General features: G+C 29.9%; 17 protein-coding genes. 6 read left to right on the top strand and 11 right to left on the bottom strand.

Features of this window, described 5'->3' with window-relative positions:
* Window positions 1-72: 72 nt before the first annotated feature.
* The 6 genes from B4G36_RS04330 to B4G36_RS04305 form a co-directional block, all read right to left on the bottom strand.
* Window positions 73-690: an N-acetylmuramoyl-L-alanine amidase family protein gene (locus B4G36_RS04330; protein ID WP_280048954.1), complete on the bottom strand. Its 618-nt coding sequence runs from the start codon at window positions 688-690 to the stop codon at window positions 73-75.
* A gap of 79 nt (window positions 691-769) precedes the next feature.
* Window positions 770-2,098, bottom strand: coding sequence for a DUF58 domain-containing protein (locus tag B4G36_RS04325; RefSeq protein ID WP_291062276.1), 1,329 nt, complete (start codon window positions 2,096-2,098; stop codon window positions 770-772).
* Window positions 2,098-3,084: an AAA family ATPase gene (locus tag B4G36_RS04320; RefSeq protein ID WP_291062274.1), complete on the bottom strand. Its 987-nt coding sequence runs from the start codon at window positions 3,082-3,084 to the stop codon at window positions 2,098-2,100. Before B4G36_RS04320 ends, B4G36_RS04325 begins: the two co-directional genes overlap by 1 nt.
* The gene (locus B4G36_RS04315) at window positions 3,084-4,313 is read right to left on the bottom strand and encodes a hypothetical protein (RefSeq protein WP_291062272.1); all 1,230 of its coding nucleotides are present in this window, start codon (window positions 4,311-4,313) and stop codon (window positions 3,084-3,086) included. The genes B4G36_RS04320 and B4G36_RS04315 overlap by 1 nt, the downstream gene beginning before the upstream one ends.
* On the bottom strand, window positions 4,310-4,972 hold the full coding sequence (locus B4G36_RS04310) for a hypothetical protein (protein WP_291062270.1): 663 nt from the start codon (window positions 4,970-4,972) through the stop codon (window positions 4,310-4,312). Before B4G36_RS04310 ends, B4G36_RS04315 begins: the two co-directional genes overlap by 4 nt.
* Complete coding sequence (locus tag B4G36_RS04305; RefSeq protein ID WP_291062268.1) at window positions 4,959-5,954, bottom strand: stage II sporulation protein M; 996 nt, start codon at window positions 5,952-5,954, stop codon at window positions 4,959-4,961. The genes B4G36_RS04310 and B4G36_RS04305 overlap by 14 nt, the downstream gene beginning before the upstream one ends.
* 29 nt (window positions 5,955-5,983) lie before the next feature.
* On the opposite strand from B4G36_RS04305, the gene B4G36_RS04300 reads away from it, so the two are divergent.
* Both B4G36_RS04300 and B4G36_RS04295 read left to right on the top strand, forming a co-directional pair.
* A complete protein-coding gene (locus B4G36_RS04300) occupies window positions 5,984-6,706 on the top strand; it encodes an RDD family protein (protein ID WP_291062266.1) in 723 nt (240 codons plus the stop codon).
* A 30-nt stretch (window positions 6,707-6,736) separates the two neighbouring features.
* Window positions 6,737-7,108: a YchJ family protein gene (locus B4G36_RS04295; RefSeq protein WP_291062264.1), complete on the top strand. Its 372-nt coding sequence runs from the start codon at window positions 6,737-6,739 to the stop codon at window positions 7,106-7,108.
* Window positions 7,109-7,189: 81 nt separating this feature from the next.
* Here B4G36_RS04295 and B4G36_RS04290 read toward each other — a convergent pair whose 3' ends face one another.
* The 5 genes from B4G36_RS04290 to B4G36_RS04270 form a co-directional block, all read right to left on the bottom strand.
* Entirely contained in the window at window positions 7,190-8,026 is an 837-nt protein-coding gene (locus B4G36_RS04290; protein ID WP_291062262.1) for a tetratricopeptide repeat protein, read from the bottom strand.
* Window positions 8,001-8,483, bottom strand: a complete 483-nt coding sequence (locus B4G36_RS04285; protein WP_291051226.1) for a hypothetical protein — start codon at window positions 8,481-8,483, stop codon at window positions 8,001-8,003. Before B4G36_RS04285 ends, B4G36_RS04290 begins: the two co-directional genes overlap by 26 nt.
* Window positions 8,484-8,549: 66 nt before the next feature.
* Entirely contained in the window at window positions 8,550-9,263 is a 714-nt protein-coding gene (locus B4G36_RS04280) for a nucleotidyltransferase family protein (RefSeq protein ID WP_291062260.1), read from the bottom strand.
* A gap of 1 nt (window position 9,264) precedes the next feature.
* Entirely contained in the window at window positions 9,265-9,687 is a 423-nt protein-coding gene (locus B4G36_RS04275) for a RapZ C-terminal domain-containing protein (RefSeq protein WP_291062258.1), read from the bottom strand.
* Entirely contained in the window at window positions 9,680-10,696 is a 1,017-nt protein-coding gene (locus B4G36_RS04270) for an aminoglycoside phosphotransferase family protein (RefSeq protein ID WP_291062256.1), read from the bottom strand. The genes B4G36_RS04275 and B4G36_RS04270 overlap by 8 nt, the downstream gene beginning before the upstream one ends.
* A 105-nt stretch (window positions 10,697-10,801) precedes the next feature.
* On the opposite strand from B4G36_RS04270, the gene B4G36_RS04265 reads away from it, so the two are divergent.
* From B4G36_RS04265 to bshB1, 4 genes are all read left to right on the top strand, one after another.
* Complete coding sequence (locus B4G36_RS04265; RefSeq protein WP_291062255.1) at window positions 10,802-11,266, top strand: hypothetical protein; 465 nt, start codon at window positions 10,802-10,804, stop codon at window positions 11,264-11,266.
* 76 nt (window positions 11,267-11,342) lie between these two features.
* The gene (locus tag B4G36_RS04260) at window positions 11,343-11,978 is read left to right on the top strand and encodes an NAD(P)H-dependent oxidoreductase (protein WP_291062254.1); all 636 of its coding nucleotides are present in this window, start codon (window positions 11,343-11,345) and stop codon (window positions 11,976-11,978) included.
* A gap of 125 nt (window positions 11,979-12,103) precedes the next feature.
* Window positions 12,104-12,697, top strand: coding sequence for a glutathione peroxidase (locus tag B4G36_RS04255; protein WP_286495853.1), 594 nt, complete (start codon window positions 12,104-12,106; stop codon window positions 12,695-12,697).
* A gap of 3 nt (window positions 12,698-12,700) precedes the next feature.
* Window positions 12,701-13,402, top strand: a complete 702-nt coding sequence (gene bshB1 / locus B4G36_RS04250) for a bacillithiol biosynthesis deacetylase BshB1 (RefSeq protein ID WP_291062253.1) — start codon at window positions 12,701-12,703, stop codon at window positions 13,400-13,402.
* The last annotated feature ends 134 nt before the right edge of the window (window positions 13,403-13,536 follow it).

Raw genomic sequence — 13,536 nt, 5'->3', positions numbered from 1 at the left:
GCTATTTCAGGACGGGACATTTAATGAAAATACAAAAGCCTTCTAAATCAGAAGGCTTTTTTTATTGTATCGTTAATTCTTCAATGCTTCAAAAATTTTATCCGCTATTTTAGGGTAATTACTTTCGTTTGTTAAGATTTTTCGGTCATCGTCATTTGTTAAATAACCGATTTCAATCATAATAATTGGAACTTGTGAATCTCGTAATATTTTCGAATTTGTTTCAACAATTCCTAAATTTTCAAAACCTAAAGAACTTATATTTTTTCCAATTTTTTCGCCAAGTATTTTACATTCTTCGAAAGTAGGATTCAATGGAGAAAGGTGAATCTCTGTTCCTTTTTTCGAATCTTTTACATTATAATTTGCGTGGATTGATAAAACCAAATCAGGTTTTATTTCATTAATCATTTTCGCACGACTTGTATTGATAATTTGTTCGTCACCTTTTCTCAATAATACAAAATCAACATCTGTAAAAGGATTTTTTTCTTGGATAATTTCTGCAATTTTCAGCGCAATATCTTTTTCTTGAAATTCTTCTTTTTTTACACCAGTATCTGTTCCTCCGTGTCCAGCATCCAAAAGGATTACGCGCTTTGTAGAAGGTGTTTTATTTTCAATAAAATTTGTTTGTGCAAAAAGACCTGTTGTTAAAATTAAACAAAAGATCTGTAATAGTTTTTTCATGGGTTGTTCAGATTAAATTGACCAACTTTAAGCAATAATTGTGCTTTTTTTTCTAAATAATTGGTTAAATAAAACTTTTTTAAAACAAACCTCGCGCTTTTATCTCTAAATATTTATTGATTAAGTTAATAGACAATTCTTGTGGTTCGCAGTAAATCGTTAAAATCCCGAATTGATGCAAACGATTTATGATTAATTCTTTGTCGTAATTAAACTTTTCGGCAATTGTTTGATCGTAAATATCAGTAGTATTCTTTGCTTTCTGATGATTAAGTTTATTCAATTCCGAATTTTTAAAAAGAATCAAAACGACAACATGCAATTTTTTTATCAATTTTAGATAAGGTAATTGACGTTCCAAACCATCAATTGTTTCAAAATTGGTGTAAATAAATAGAAGCGAACGTTGCGTTAATTTTCGTTTGATATAGGCATACAATTGTCCAAAATCACTTTCCAAAAAATCAGTTTGTACATTGTATAATTTCTCTAAAATCAACTGCATTTGATGATTTTTTCTGTCAGCAACAACGTGATCTTGAATTCTTTTATTAAATGTAATTAAACCTGCTTTTTCATTTTTTTGAAGTGAAATATTTGCGACAACTAAACTCGAATTGATCGAATAATCCAATAATTTTAAACCATCAAAAGGCATTCGCATCGTTCTTCCCAAGTCAATTAACGAATAAACAGGCTGCGATTTTTCTTCTTGAAATTGATTGACCATCAGTCGATTTGCTTTCGCCGTTGCTTTCCAATTGATTAAACGATATTCGTCACCAATCGTATAATTTTTTATATTTTCAAATTCTGTATTTGTTCCAATTTTTCGAATTCTTTTCATTCCAAATTGATTCTGTAACTGAGCGGTAGAATACAATTGAAATTGTTTTAATTGCAAATAAGAAGGATAACACGCAATCGAAATTGGTTCGTTTATTTTGATCTTTTTCTCAATCAATCCAAAAACAGAAATAAATACATTTGTTAATCCAAATTTATACGAACCTCGTTCTGTTGGTCGAATTTTAAAATCAAATTTAGTATTTTGATCACTTTTAAATCGTTTTCTAAACTGAAAATCTCTTAATTGTAATTGAACAGGAAACTCTTCTATAATCCTTACATTTAGAGGGAATTGATAATGATTTGTTACGAAAAGTTCCAATTCATTTTCATCACCATTTGAAAGTCGTTCTGGATAATTTCGAAGAACTTCAATGGAAGTTTTAGGAATATAAACCAAAAATATTTCGACAATAACACTGACGATAAAGACAACTGTCAAAATCTTTGCAATGATGTAAATAGAAGATAGAAAAAATGCGATTACATAACAAAATGCAATCAATAATCCCGCATAAAAAAAACGATTGGTAAGAAATAAGCTTCTGAAAAATTTCATTAACGAGGAATTTCTACGCGATCAATAATTTGCTGAATAATATGTTGTGTTGTAAAACCTTCCATCTCTTTTTCAGGAACCATCACAACGCGGTGTCCCAAAATTGTATGCGCAATTTGCTTGATATCTTCTGGAATCACAAAATCGCGTCCATTCAACGCTGCATTTGATTTTGCAGCATCTAAAATCGCGATAGAAGCACGTGGCGATGCACCCATATACAAGGTTTGATCGATTCTGGTTTGATGAACAATTGTCGCAATATACGTAATCAACGCTTCGTGTACGAAAACTGATTTTATTCGATCTTGGAACTCAATAATTTCATTTCCTGAAATTACTTTTTCTACCAACGTTTCTTTGTCAATATTTTTGCGTTCTTGTTGTTCTTTCAATAATTCAATTTCACTTTCTAACGAAGGATATTTGACATAAATCTTAAACATAAAACGATCCAGTTGCGCTTCAGGTAAGCGATATGTACCTTCTTGTTCAATTGGGTTTTGAGTTGCAAAAACTAGAAAAGGAGCTTGTAAAGGATAAGTTGTTCCATCAACCGTCACTTGTCTTTCTGACATCGATTCGAATAAAGCCGCTTGAGTTTTTGCAGGCGAACGGTTAATCTCATCAATTAAAATAATATTTGAAAAAATTGGTCCTTTTTTGAACTCAAATTCATTGATTTTAGAATTTAAAATAGACGTTCCAATCACATCAGAAGGCATTAAATCTGGCGTAAACTGAATTCTACTAAAACCAGAATCTATCGTTTTTGCCAACAATTTTGCCATCATTGTTTTGGCAACTCCAGGCAAACCTTCTATCAGAGAATGTCCGTTAGAAAGCAAAGCCAAAATTAATTGATCGATAATATCATCTTGTCCGACAATTACCTTTTTCAATTCATTTTTTACAGTTTGCATTTTATGTTGTACATCCGAAAAATCGACTCTATTTTCGAATGGTTGATATGTATTTTCGCTCATTAGATATTTGCTTTTTGTTTATAGTTTTCGATGATTTGATACACAATTTTCAAATCGTGTTCATTTGGTTGATTTTTTTGATAAATATTTTTCAGAATTGTTAACTTTTCAAGACATTCTTCTTGGCTCAAATTTGCTTTTTGTGCAACAATTTCAATGAATTGTTTATTCGTAATATCGTCTGTTTCGATTAAAAATGTTTTTCTCAATTTGTATAAAAAATAATCGATTTTCTTTGAAACAATGTCTTTTACTTCGCCATTTTCTTGGTATAAAGAGGAAATTGTCTTAGCAAATTCGACGGTATGATTTTCTTCTTTGGTATAAATTGGAATGATGCGTTGTTCACGTTTGCTTCTAAAAATTAAAAAGAAGAAAAGTAAAACCAATAACGTAATCCAAGCAGCTTTTAGAGCTGGTTCACCCATTATGAAACGCATCATTGATGAACTTCCTGCATAAGTTTTCGAGGTATTGTACCAAAAAATAGTTTTCCCTTTCAGTGGTTCTAAAACTGATTTAGCATAGAAATAACTGTCTTCATTTAACAAATAATAATTGGTAAAATAAATCGGTTCTGCGTGATATAAATAATAACCTTTATAATTTTTTGGTTTGATTTTTAAATAATTTGGGTAAGCCTTATCTTTATAAGTAATTGTTCCAAAAATTTCAGAATCATTTGTGATGTCGCTAAAATAATGATGTTCGATTTCTTTTTTCTTCTTTATTTTGAACAATTTATTTGTTCTAAGCTCAAAATGATCATTAATATTTATTGTCTGATTGTACAAGATATTATCATCAACTTCGGTTGAGTCTATAGTTGTTTCATCCAGAGAAATTTCATCTAAACCATTTGTATCATCACCAAAATTGTCGTAATAATCTGCAATCATCACAATTCCGCCATTTTCGGCAATTTTGCTTAATAGATTTTTGGAAACTGTATCAAAATAAATTTCAGAACCAAGCACAACAACTGCATAATCTTTTGCTTTTTTAGGATCAATTTTTAATTCAGAAAGTTTTTCCAAATCTTTCATTTTTCCATTGGATAACTTCCCAAGTTCTTCGTGCATAATAAATAATCCGTACGGATCTTTACTATTTTGATAAAGGCTTACATTCCATGATTTTGGGAGATTATAACGATGTTTTGAGAAAGAAAATACAAAAATTCCGACCAATAAAATAGCGCCTAATAGAATACCTAATTTCTTTTTCATGAGGCTAAATATTGATTAAACTGATTGAAATTTGTCTTGAATTCGTGGTATTTATTTTCATCAATTTTAAATTCTCCAAACCAAACTTGATTAAAAATTTTAGTATTTTGATTGAATAAATTTTTTGATTTTTCGTCTTTTATTTGATTAATAAATTGTTGATTTGTTTTCTTCGGATCCCATTCAATCCAACCTTTTTTATCTAAAATTTGTAGATTTTGATAATGCAAATAACGAATTGCTAAAGCAAAATTTTGATCTGTTTCTGCTTTATTGATTAATGAATTCAAATTGGCTTCGGATAAATTTTCTTCGATAAAATCAAAATCAGATTCGTCATATAATTTTTTTGAATTTCGTTTAAGAATTCCACCATTTTTGTAAATACGTGTGGCAAGAAAAATTAAGAATAATCCAATTACAAAATAGAAAATGATTTCCCAAGGTAAATAAGAGAGAAATCTAAAAATACCTTCGATTATTTTTGAGAAAAAGCCAGGTTCGAATTCTTTTTTAGGTTTTGGAACATCTTCGTAATTAAATTCTTTTCCAGCATATTTTTCTTTGAATACTTTAAATTCTGCTGTTTTTTCTTGTGCAAAAACAACGAATTGAATCAATAATAATGTAAATGTAAAAAATAGTCTAAATTGTTTCATTCAATTCTAAAGTTTGATTAAACGAAAAAGTTTTTTGTCTATTTTTTTGAATCGGATAAATGATATAATACCAAATAATTAAGATTAATGAAAGGATTATAACCGATAAACTCAATACAATATTTACATCATATAAACGCGTAATAAAACCTTCGATAAATCCAGCTATAATAAACATTGGAACAGTGCTTAATAAAATCATTACTGCTTCTTTTGCTTTGATTATGAGAGATTTTTTTCGCGATAAAGTTTTCGGGAACATAAAGCCATTTCCTAACATCAAACCGCAAGCTCCTGCAATAATAATCACCGATATTTCGATTGTTCCATGCATCCAAATTGCTGACATAGCCTTTCCCAAAACGCCTTCTTTGAAAAACATATAATGAAATGCACCTAACATAATTCCGTTCGAAAATAGAATATATCCTGAGCCAATACTGAAAAATAAGCCCAATGTAAAAGCCAAAAAAGCAACTCGAATATTATTGATTGTAATCGCTAATGTACTTCCTGTCTGGCTTCCTGATTTGTAAATTGCTGCAGGATCACCTTTTTTGATGTTCATTAACGTTTCGTCTACATACTGATTTCCTAAAATTAATCGTGTAAAATCTGGATCGCAATGCGATGATAAAACGCCAATTAAAACCGCTAAAGCAAAAATCAGGAATGAATATAACAACATTTTGTGATTTTTGTAGACTACATTTGGCACATCTTCTTTGAAAAACTGTACAAATTGATTCCCCGAAGTTCGTTGATCTTTGTAAATTGACTGATGCGCAAATAAAGCTAACTCGTTCAAATAATCTTTTGTCTTACTTTTTGGGTAATAAGTTTGAGCAAACGCCAAATCATTTGTAATTTCGATGTAGTTTTTTGCTAAAATATCTGGATGAACATCAATTTTATTTTTCAAATTATGTTCAATATCAGACCATTTCGCCTTATTTTTATCAATAAAATGCGCTTCTCTCATAGTAGAGTAGTTGTTAGTGAACCAAATATATGAATAAACTTTTAGTCAATACACCACAAAACGTGCAAATTGCTTATAATATTGCGCCACTCGGAAAACGTTTACTGGCTTATATTATTGATATGATTATCCGGATCGTATTAGTTTATGGCATGTCTTATTTTTCGGAGTTTATTCCGAATAGAGACGAATGGTTTCGAATGGGAATTTATAGTATAATAGGTTTTATATTTTTACTTTATCCGTTGATTTTAGAGATTTTGATGAAAGGGCAAACTGTTGGAAAATGGATCATGAAGATTCGTGTAATACGAATGGATGGAAACCGCGCTAATAATTTTGATTATTTCTTACGCTGGGTGATTGGAATTGTAGAATTGTTTTTATTCTCGGGATTGATTGCGTTGATTACAATGATTATCAATAAAAATGGTCAACGTTTAGGAGATATTGTTGCGAATACATGTTTGATTGATTTGAATCCGAAATTAGATTTATCACAAACTATTTTTGCTGAAGTTTCTGAAACTTATAAAATTCGTTTTCCCGAAGTTTATCGCTTGTCTGATCGTGATATTAATATTGTAAAAGAGAATTTTACCTCAGCATTGCACAATAATAATTATGATATTTTACTAAAATTAACGCGAAAACTGGAGGAAATAATGGAGGTGAAAAGTGATGGTTTAGGAAATATTGATTTTATTCAAGTGGTGATTCAAGATCATTATCATTACCACAAAGACAAGTAAACAATATCTTTGCAAAAAATAAAGAATAAAATGAATTGTCCTTGTTGTTCTGGAAAAGAATATGCAACTTGTTGTGAACCTTTTCATTTAAATAAAGAATTGCCAAAAACTCCCGAAGAGTTGATGCGCTCTCGTTACGCTGCTTTTGCAATGGTTTTGCCTGAATATTTAGTTGATACAACACATTCTTCTACACAAAAAGATAATGATTTTAGTGATATCGAAGAGTGGGCTAAATCGAATAAATGGTTAAAGTTAGAAATTGTTTTTGCAAAAGCTAATAAAGTTCGATTTAGAGCTTATTATCAAGATAAACAAGGCGAAATCTACGAACATGACGAGCTTTCTACATTTGTGCAAGAGAATGGCAAATGGTTTTATGTAGATGGAGAGTTTTATTGATTCTAAAAATAAATTCGGAAAAATGTCTTTTCGAGCGAAGTCGAAAAATCTAAAAAATGTTTTTTTTTTGAGTAATTACATTTACAATTTCTTCAATTTGTCATGAATTTCTGTATCATAGATTTCTAAAAAGACTTCATCATAAGCATCTTGATTTTTATAATTATTTCTGATTAAATCTAAGCTTTTATTGTAATTTATTTTTGCAGAATCTTTTTGATTAGTAAGTCGGTACGTTTCGGCTTTATAATAATAGGCTTCCGCAATATTTTTATCCAAACCGATTGTTTTATTGTAAAAATCTAAAGCTTTTGAATAATTTTTTCGATCAGCTTCAATTTTTCCACGATAAGTGTACATTCTTGGATAAATATTATCGGGATTTTTTTCGGATGCAATAAATTTATCATAATAAACAATCGCGGAATCGTAATTTCCTAAACCTTGATAAGACAACCCCATCAAATAATAAATATTTTCTCCCCAAGGATATTCTACAACATTAGACAATTTATCCAAACGATGAAAATCTATTAATGAATTTTCGTAATCTCTCAATCTTGTTTGTTTTATCCATCCAGAATAACCCAAATAATCTCTTGGATTCATCTCTATTACTTTTTTTAAGCGACGAATTCCTTCTTCATTTTCACCAGCTTTATTGTACGCAACTGAAGATTCCCATAGAATTTTTTCATTTTTAGGATTTGTTTTTATCAAATGATCTAACATAAAAACTGAAAAATAACTTCCTTGAGGATCAGATGATAAATTAAATCTTGTTTTAAGAGTTGAAAAAAACAATGAATAAATTAATAAAGCACAAATACCAAAAATCGGAATAGAAATTAATAATTTAAATGTTCCCCAAATAATTCGCCACGTTTTTGACTTAAAAAATGTCTTCAACTTTTCCATCCTTTAATTTTATTTGAATTTGATAATACGAATCTACATTTTTCCCGTTCCAATCTTTTAATTGTTGAACAATAGCAACAATTTTCTTTTGCAAATCATCAGAAATTTCAACCTTTTTATAATCTTGGTCAACTGCTTTAATTCTGAAATAACCAATTTCGTTTTTACAATTAATTACAAAACGTACATTTATATTTCCAGAAAAATTAGGAAATTTTAATTGATGAATTGGTTCTGAAATTACCTTACGAATGCCATAACGCTCTGTTTTGTAACCTGCGTCAGTACCATAATATTGATAAATCATAGAAGAACAAGGCTCGAAAGAAGTGCCTTTATCAATAATTTCTTTTTTATGAATCTTTCCAACTTTTGTTTTGAAAGAAAAGTAAAGTATTGAAGCGAGAATTATCACTACAACAATAGTTAAATAGACAAAATAATTAATGTATTTCATTCTGTCTAAGATATGTAAACTTTTTGCATAAAAAAACTCAATCCATTGAATTGAGTTTTTTGTTTTCTATTTAAAATATTGTTCTGCTTCTAACACGCTTTCTGGTCGACCAACATCGATTAAAATTCCGCCAGAATGATCAAAACCAATGATAGATTCAGTTTGCATTAAATCCATATAGACTTTCATAATAGAAAATTTACCTTTCTCCGTAATTTTATAAAATAAAGTAGGAGAAATAACATGAATTCCACTAAAAGCTAAATCTTTGCAATTGTCTAAAGAATCTACAGCTTTTATTTCTTCTTCCGTTTTCAGATTTCGCCAACCTTTTAACTCATTTTGTTCATTGAAAAATAGTTTACGAGACGAATTTCGATTAGAAACTGCTAACGTTACTAACGCTTTGTTTTCTTGATGTGCTTTGATAAATTTATCAAGATTTAGATCTGTTAAAATGTCCACATTCATCACCAAAAAATCTTCCTCGAAATTAGCTTTTGCTTTAACCAAACCACCACCAGTTTCAAGAACTTGATCCGTTTCATCTGAAATAGTAATTTCAATTCCGAAATAATTATTATCTTCTAAAAACTCAATGATTTGATCTGCAAAATGATGCACGTTAATCACGATTTCATTAATTCCGAAAGATTTCAAATATTCGATATTTCGTTGCAAAAGAGGTTTTCCATTTACAACTGCTAAAGCTTTGGGATGATTGTTAGTAAATGGTTGTAAACGAGTCCCAAGACCCGCTGCAAAAATCATTGCTTTCATATTAATATGCCTCGTTTATCCAATTTTTTTCTTCTTGCACAACATGATGTAACGTAACTTGTGCTTCTGGAAATTTCTCTTGAATATGTTTTGCAGTCGCATCAGCAGAATAAACTGATCGATGTTGTCCACCTGTACAACCAAAATTAATTTCTAAATTCTCGAAACCACGCTGCAAATAATCTTCGATCGAAATGTCAATAATTTGAAAAACACCTTCTAAAAAAACTGCAATTTTAGTTTCTGTTTCCAAGTATTTTTTAATCTCTTCGTCGCGTCCTGTTTGTGTTTTATATGCCTGAATTCGACCTGGATTTAGAATTCCACGACAATCAAAAACGAAACCACCACCATTTCCAGTTGGATCGGTTGGAATTCCTTTTTTGTACGAAAAACTACGAACGTTGATATTTAATTTAGCCATTTATTTTATGATTTATGCGTTCTAACGTTTCTGGAAGAACAAGGATTTTTATAATATGTTTTAATTCTGGATAATTTTGTAATATAGGATAATCGATTATTGATTCCAAGTTTTTAAGCCCAAACGAAATACTTTCTAAAAAGTGTTTTTTTCGTTCAATAATTCCTCTCAAACCATATGTTCCTAAAACTTGTAAAAGTCGAGCAACTACACAATATTCGTACGATTGACGAAAATCTATCGGAACCAAAGTCGGAATTTGTTTGGTTAATTCTTGGTAATAAAATTCATACAAATCCTTCTTAAATTCAAATGGTAAATTGGCTTTTGCTTGCCAAATTAACGAAACCAAATCATAGACAACAGGTCCATACAAACCGCCTTGATAATCGATAAAATAAGGTTCGTTTTGATGAATCATAATGTTGCGCGTTTGGAAATCTCTGAACACAAAACCTTGTGGCGAAAGTTTATCAAATTGAGACGCAAAACGATCAAAATCTTTGATTAATTTTCCTGCATTGTAATCAATTCCTAAGACATCTAAAAAGTAAAAATTAAACTGAAATAAATCTCTTAAAATTAATGTTTTATCTAATTTTGGATATGAAAAAGTGTGATTAAAATCGATTTTAGTTACACCTTGAATTTGAGCAATTGCTAATTTTTCTAAAGTCTTAAAATAATAAGGTTTTGCTTTTTCGAAATTATTCAAGACAACATTCATCAATGTTTCGTTGCCTAAATCTGTTTGAACATAGGTCGTGAAATCTTCTGAAACTGAAACAATTTCTGGAATATTATTGATAACTTTTTTTAAATCTAATGAAAACTGAATAAATACTTTATTTTCTTCGATATTAGAGCTTTCAGCCAAAATATACGGCTGATTTTGATCAAAAAATCTCGAATAAACTCGAGACGAACCTCCTCCTGAAAGTTGAGTTAAACTTTCAATTGCTTTTTGAGTAAAGTTTTCTTGCAAAAATTGAGTTGTAGTATCGTTCATCAGAATATTTTGCGAAAGTTACGCATATCAAAAATGATTTAAAAATATTTGTTTGTTGTAACTTTTTTCAAAATGCTGCATCTATTTAGTAAAAGAAAAACTAATATGAAAAAAATAGCATTTATTATTGCAATGATTTCGTTACAATCATGTATTACAGTAAAAGTTAATGCAGATGTAGATTCGAATAATTTTTATAGAAAAGTGGATAACCCAAATATCAAATCTCAAGGAACTTTTTTTGACAAAGGAGTAGGAGATTCGAAATGGTCGAATTCGAATGGCGATAATTGGACAAAAGCGAAGTTTGAAGATGCTTCTGGAACTAGTTATATCAAGTTAAACATTTCGAAAAGCTTAACTGTTAATTTTCATTCGAATATCAAATTAGAAGGCGAAATGAATTTTGAAATTGTCGATCAAAATAATGAAGTTGTGTTTAATCGTCAACTTACAAATTCGAAAGAAGAAAATTTTACAGTTGATTTAGCAAAAGGTGATTATCAAGTTCGTTGGAATTCTATGAATGCAACAGGAAGTTATTTTTTGGAATGGAAACAAGATAAATAACATAAATTTTAGCATATTTTTTGGTTGGTCGATTACTTTTTTGATGTATTTTTAGAAAGATTTTAAATAAGTAATTATGTCTTTAATAGATGATTTGAAATGGCGTTACGCCACAAAAAAATATGATCCGTCTTTAATTGTTGAAGAAGAAGACGTTAAAAAAATTGTTGAAGCAGCTCGTTTAGCACCAACTTCATCAGGTTTGCAACAGTTCAGAATTTTGGTTATTAAGAACAAAGAATTGCAACAAAAAATTGTTCCGATTGCTTATGATCAGCAAGCAATTCTAGACTGTTCACACTTATTGGTTTTTGTAGCTTGGGATCGTTATACAGAAGATCGTATAGATGCAATTTACGATTATACAACGGATGAGAGAGATTTGCCAAGAGGTCGTTTTGGTTCATATACAGATAAATTGAAAGGAATTTATTTGCCTCAAACTTCTGAAGAAAATTTTGCACATACTGCTCGTCAAGCATACATTGGATTAGGTTTTGCTCTTGCTCAAGCTGCAGAATTGAAAATTGATAGTACGCCTATGGAAGGTTTTGATAATGCTGAATTGGATGATTTACTTGATTTGAAAGAAAAAGGAATGCGAAGTGTTTTAATGCTTCCTTTGGGATACCGAGACAGTGAAGATTGGCTAGCGCCAATGAAAAAAGTTAGAAATCCGATGAAGGATTTTGCAACGAAATTATATGAATAACAAAAAAGCTTTCTCTGATCAGAGAAAGCTTTTTTGTTCAACAATATTTTGAGCTTTTTTATTTTAACCTACTTTAACTTACAAATCATAACATTTTTTTTTAAATTTGTTTAAAATAGTACGCAATGAAATACTTATTCATCGGATTTTTAGGGCTATTTATAGCTTGTAATGCGCAAGAAACTAAGAAAGTTTCTAAAAAGCAAACCATTCATCAAACAACAAAAACACCTCAAAAAGTGAACAAAATTTACGATTATACATTCAAGGATATCAATGATGACGATTTTAATTTCGCGGATTTGAAAGGAAAGAAAATCTTAATTCTTAATACAGCTTCAAAATGTGGTTACACACCTCAATATGATGCTTTAGAAAAATTGTATCAAGAATATAAAGATCAAGGTTTAGTTATTGTTGGATTTCCTTCGGACAATTTTGGAGGTCAAGAATTTGACAACAACGAAGAAATTGCAAGTTTTTGTAAATTAAATTATGGCGTAACTTTTCCTTTAATGTCAAAAAGTGATGTAATTGGAAAAAATCAAAATGAAATTTTCAAATTCTTAACAAAAAAATCATTGAACGGAAAATCTGACAATGATGTAAAATGGAATTTTACAAAATTTTTGATTAACAAAGACGGAAATTTAGAGGCTTCTTACCCTTCAAAAGTAACTCCAGATTCAAAAGAAATAATAGATTGGTTAAATAAATAATAAATGAAGTTAGATATTCTTGCAATTGGAGCGCATCCTGATGATGTAGAATTGGGATGTGGAGGAACACTTGCAAAAGAAATTAAAAACGGTAAAACTGTTGGTATTCTTGATTTAACAAAAGGAGAACTGGGAACTCGTGGTACCGATGAAATTCGCCGTGTAGAAGCAAATGATGCTAAAAACATTTTGGGCGTTGCTGTGAGAGAAAATCTTGGAATTCCTGATGGTTTTTTCTTGAATGATAAAGAAAATCAATTGAAAATTGTCGAAATTATTCGAAAATATCAACCTGATATTATTTTGAGTAATGCACCTCACGATCGCCATCCAGATCATGGAAAAGGTTCAGATTTAGTGAATACTGCTATTTTCTTATCAGGTTTACCAAAAATTGAAAATGGATTACCAGCTTGGCGTCCCAAAAAACACTTCCACTACATTCAATGGTTGCCTTTAGAACCTCATTTTGTGATTGACATCTCTGGTTTTGTAGATACAAAAGTGGAAGCTTGCATGGCATATAAAACGCAATTTTTTGATCCAAATTCGATCGAACCTCAAACGCCAATTTCATCAAAGAATTTTACAGATTCCATCCGATATCGTGCATATGATTTAGGAAGATTAATCGGAACTGAAGGTGGAGAAGGATTTATTTCGCGAAGTTACATTGGCGTAAATAATTTAGATTCTTTAATTTAGAAATAAAGGTGTAAAAAACCTTTATTTTTTTGTCAAAATTATTTGCAAGTACCGATTAATAGGCTATATTTGCAGTCCAATTGAGAGATTAAATAAAAGTTAATTTCGCAATAAAAATGGTGATTGTAGCTCAG

This window comes from Empedobacter sp. UBA3239 (assembly GCF_002362875.1).
Taxonomy (GTDB): domain Bacteria; phylum Bacteroidota; class Bacteroidia; order Flavobacteriales; family Weeksellaceae; genus Empedobacter; species Empedobacter falsenii_B.
This window is presented reverse-complemented; position numbering and strand designations above follow the sequence as displayed.

What these genes read in the sequence shown, in the direction of transcription:
- B4G36_RS04265 (WP_291062255.1), top strand. Translation starts at nt 10,802, where the DNA reads ATGAAAAAAATAGCATTTATTATTGCAATGATTTCGTTACAATCATGT.
- B4G36_RS04310 (WP_291062270.1), bottom strand. Translation starts at nt 4,972, where the DNA reads ATGAAACAATTTAGACTATTTTTTACATTTACATTATTATTGATTCAA.
- B4G36_RS04315 (WP_291062272.1), bottom strand. Translation starts at nt 4,313, where the DNA reads ATGAAAAAGAAATTAGGTATTCTATTAGGCGCTATTTTATTGGTCGGA.
- B4G36_RS04330 (WP_280048954.1), bottom strand. Translation starts at nt 690, where the DNA reads ATGAAAAAACTATTACAGATCTTTTGTTTAATTTTAACAACAGGTCTT.
- B4G36_RS04295 (WP_291062264.1), top strand. Translation starts at nt 6,737, where the DNA reads ATGAATTGTCCTTGTTGTTCTGGAAAAGAATATGCAACTTGTTGTGAA.
- B4G36_RS04255 (WP_286495853.1), top strand. Translation starts at nt 12,104, where the DNA reads ATGAAATACTTATTCATCGGATTTTTAGGGCTATTTATAGCTTGTAAT.
- B4G36_RS04320 (WP_291062274.1), bottom strand. Translation starts at nt 3,084, where the DNA reads ATGAGCGAAAATACATATCAACCATTCGAAAATAGAGTCGATTTTTCG.
- B4G36_RS04285 (WP_291051226.1), bottom strand. Translation starts at nt 8,483, where the DNA reads ATGAAATACATTAATTATTTTGTCTATTTAACTATTGTTGTAGTGATA.
- B4G36_RS04270 (WP_291062256.1), bottom strand. Translation starts at nt 10,696, where the DNA reads ATGAACGATACTACAACTCAATTTTTGCAAGAAAACTTTACTCAAAAA.
- B4G36_RS04275 (WP_291062258.1), bottom strand. Translation starts at nt 9,687, where the DNA reads ATGGCTAAATTAAATATCAACGTTCGTAGTTTTTCGTACAAAAAAGGA.
- B4G36_RS04290 (WP_291062262.1), bottom strand. Translation starts at nt 8,026, where the DNA reads ATGGAAAAGTTGAAGACATTTTTTAAGTCAAAAACGTGGCGAATTATT.
- B4G36_RS04260 (WP_291062254.1), top strand. Translation starts at nt 11,343, where the DNA reads ATGTCTTTAATAGATGATTTGAAATGGCGTTACGCCACAAAAAAATAT.
- B4G36_RS04280 (WP_291062260.1), bottom strand. Translation starts at nt 9,263, where the DNA reads ATGAAAGCAATGATTTTTGCAGCGGGTCTTGGGACTCGTTTACAACCA.
- B4G36_RS04305 (WP_291062268.1), bottom strand. Translation starts at nt 5,954, where the DNA reads ATGAGAGAAGCGCATTTTATTGATAAAAATAAGGCGAAATGGTCTGAT.
- B4G36_RS04300 (WP_291062266.1), top strand. Translation starts at nt 5,984, where the DNA reads ATGAATAAACTTTTAGTCAATACACCACAAAACGTGCAAATTGCTTAT.
- B4G36_RS04325 (WP_291062276.1), bottom strand. Translation starts at nt 2,098, where the DNA reads ATGAAATTTTTCAGAAGCTTATTTCTTACCAATCGTTTTTTTTATGCG.
- bshB1 (WP_291062253.1), top strand. Translation starts at nt 12,701, where the DNA reads ATGAAGTTAGATATTCTTGCAATTGGAGCGCATCCTGATGATGTAGAA.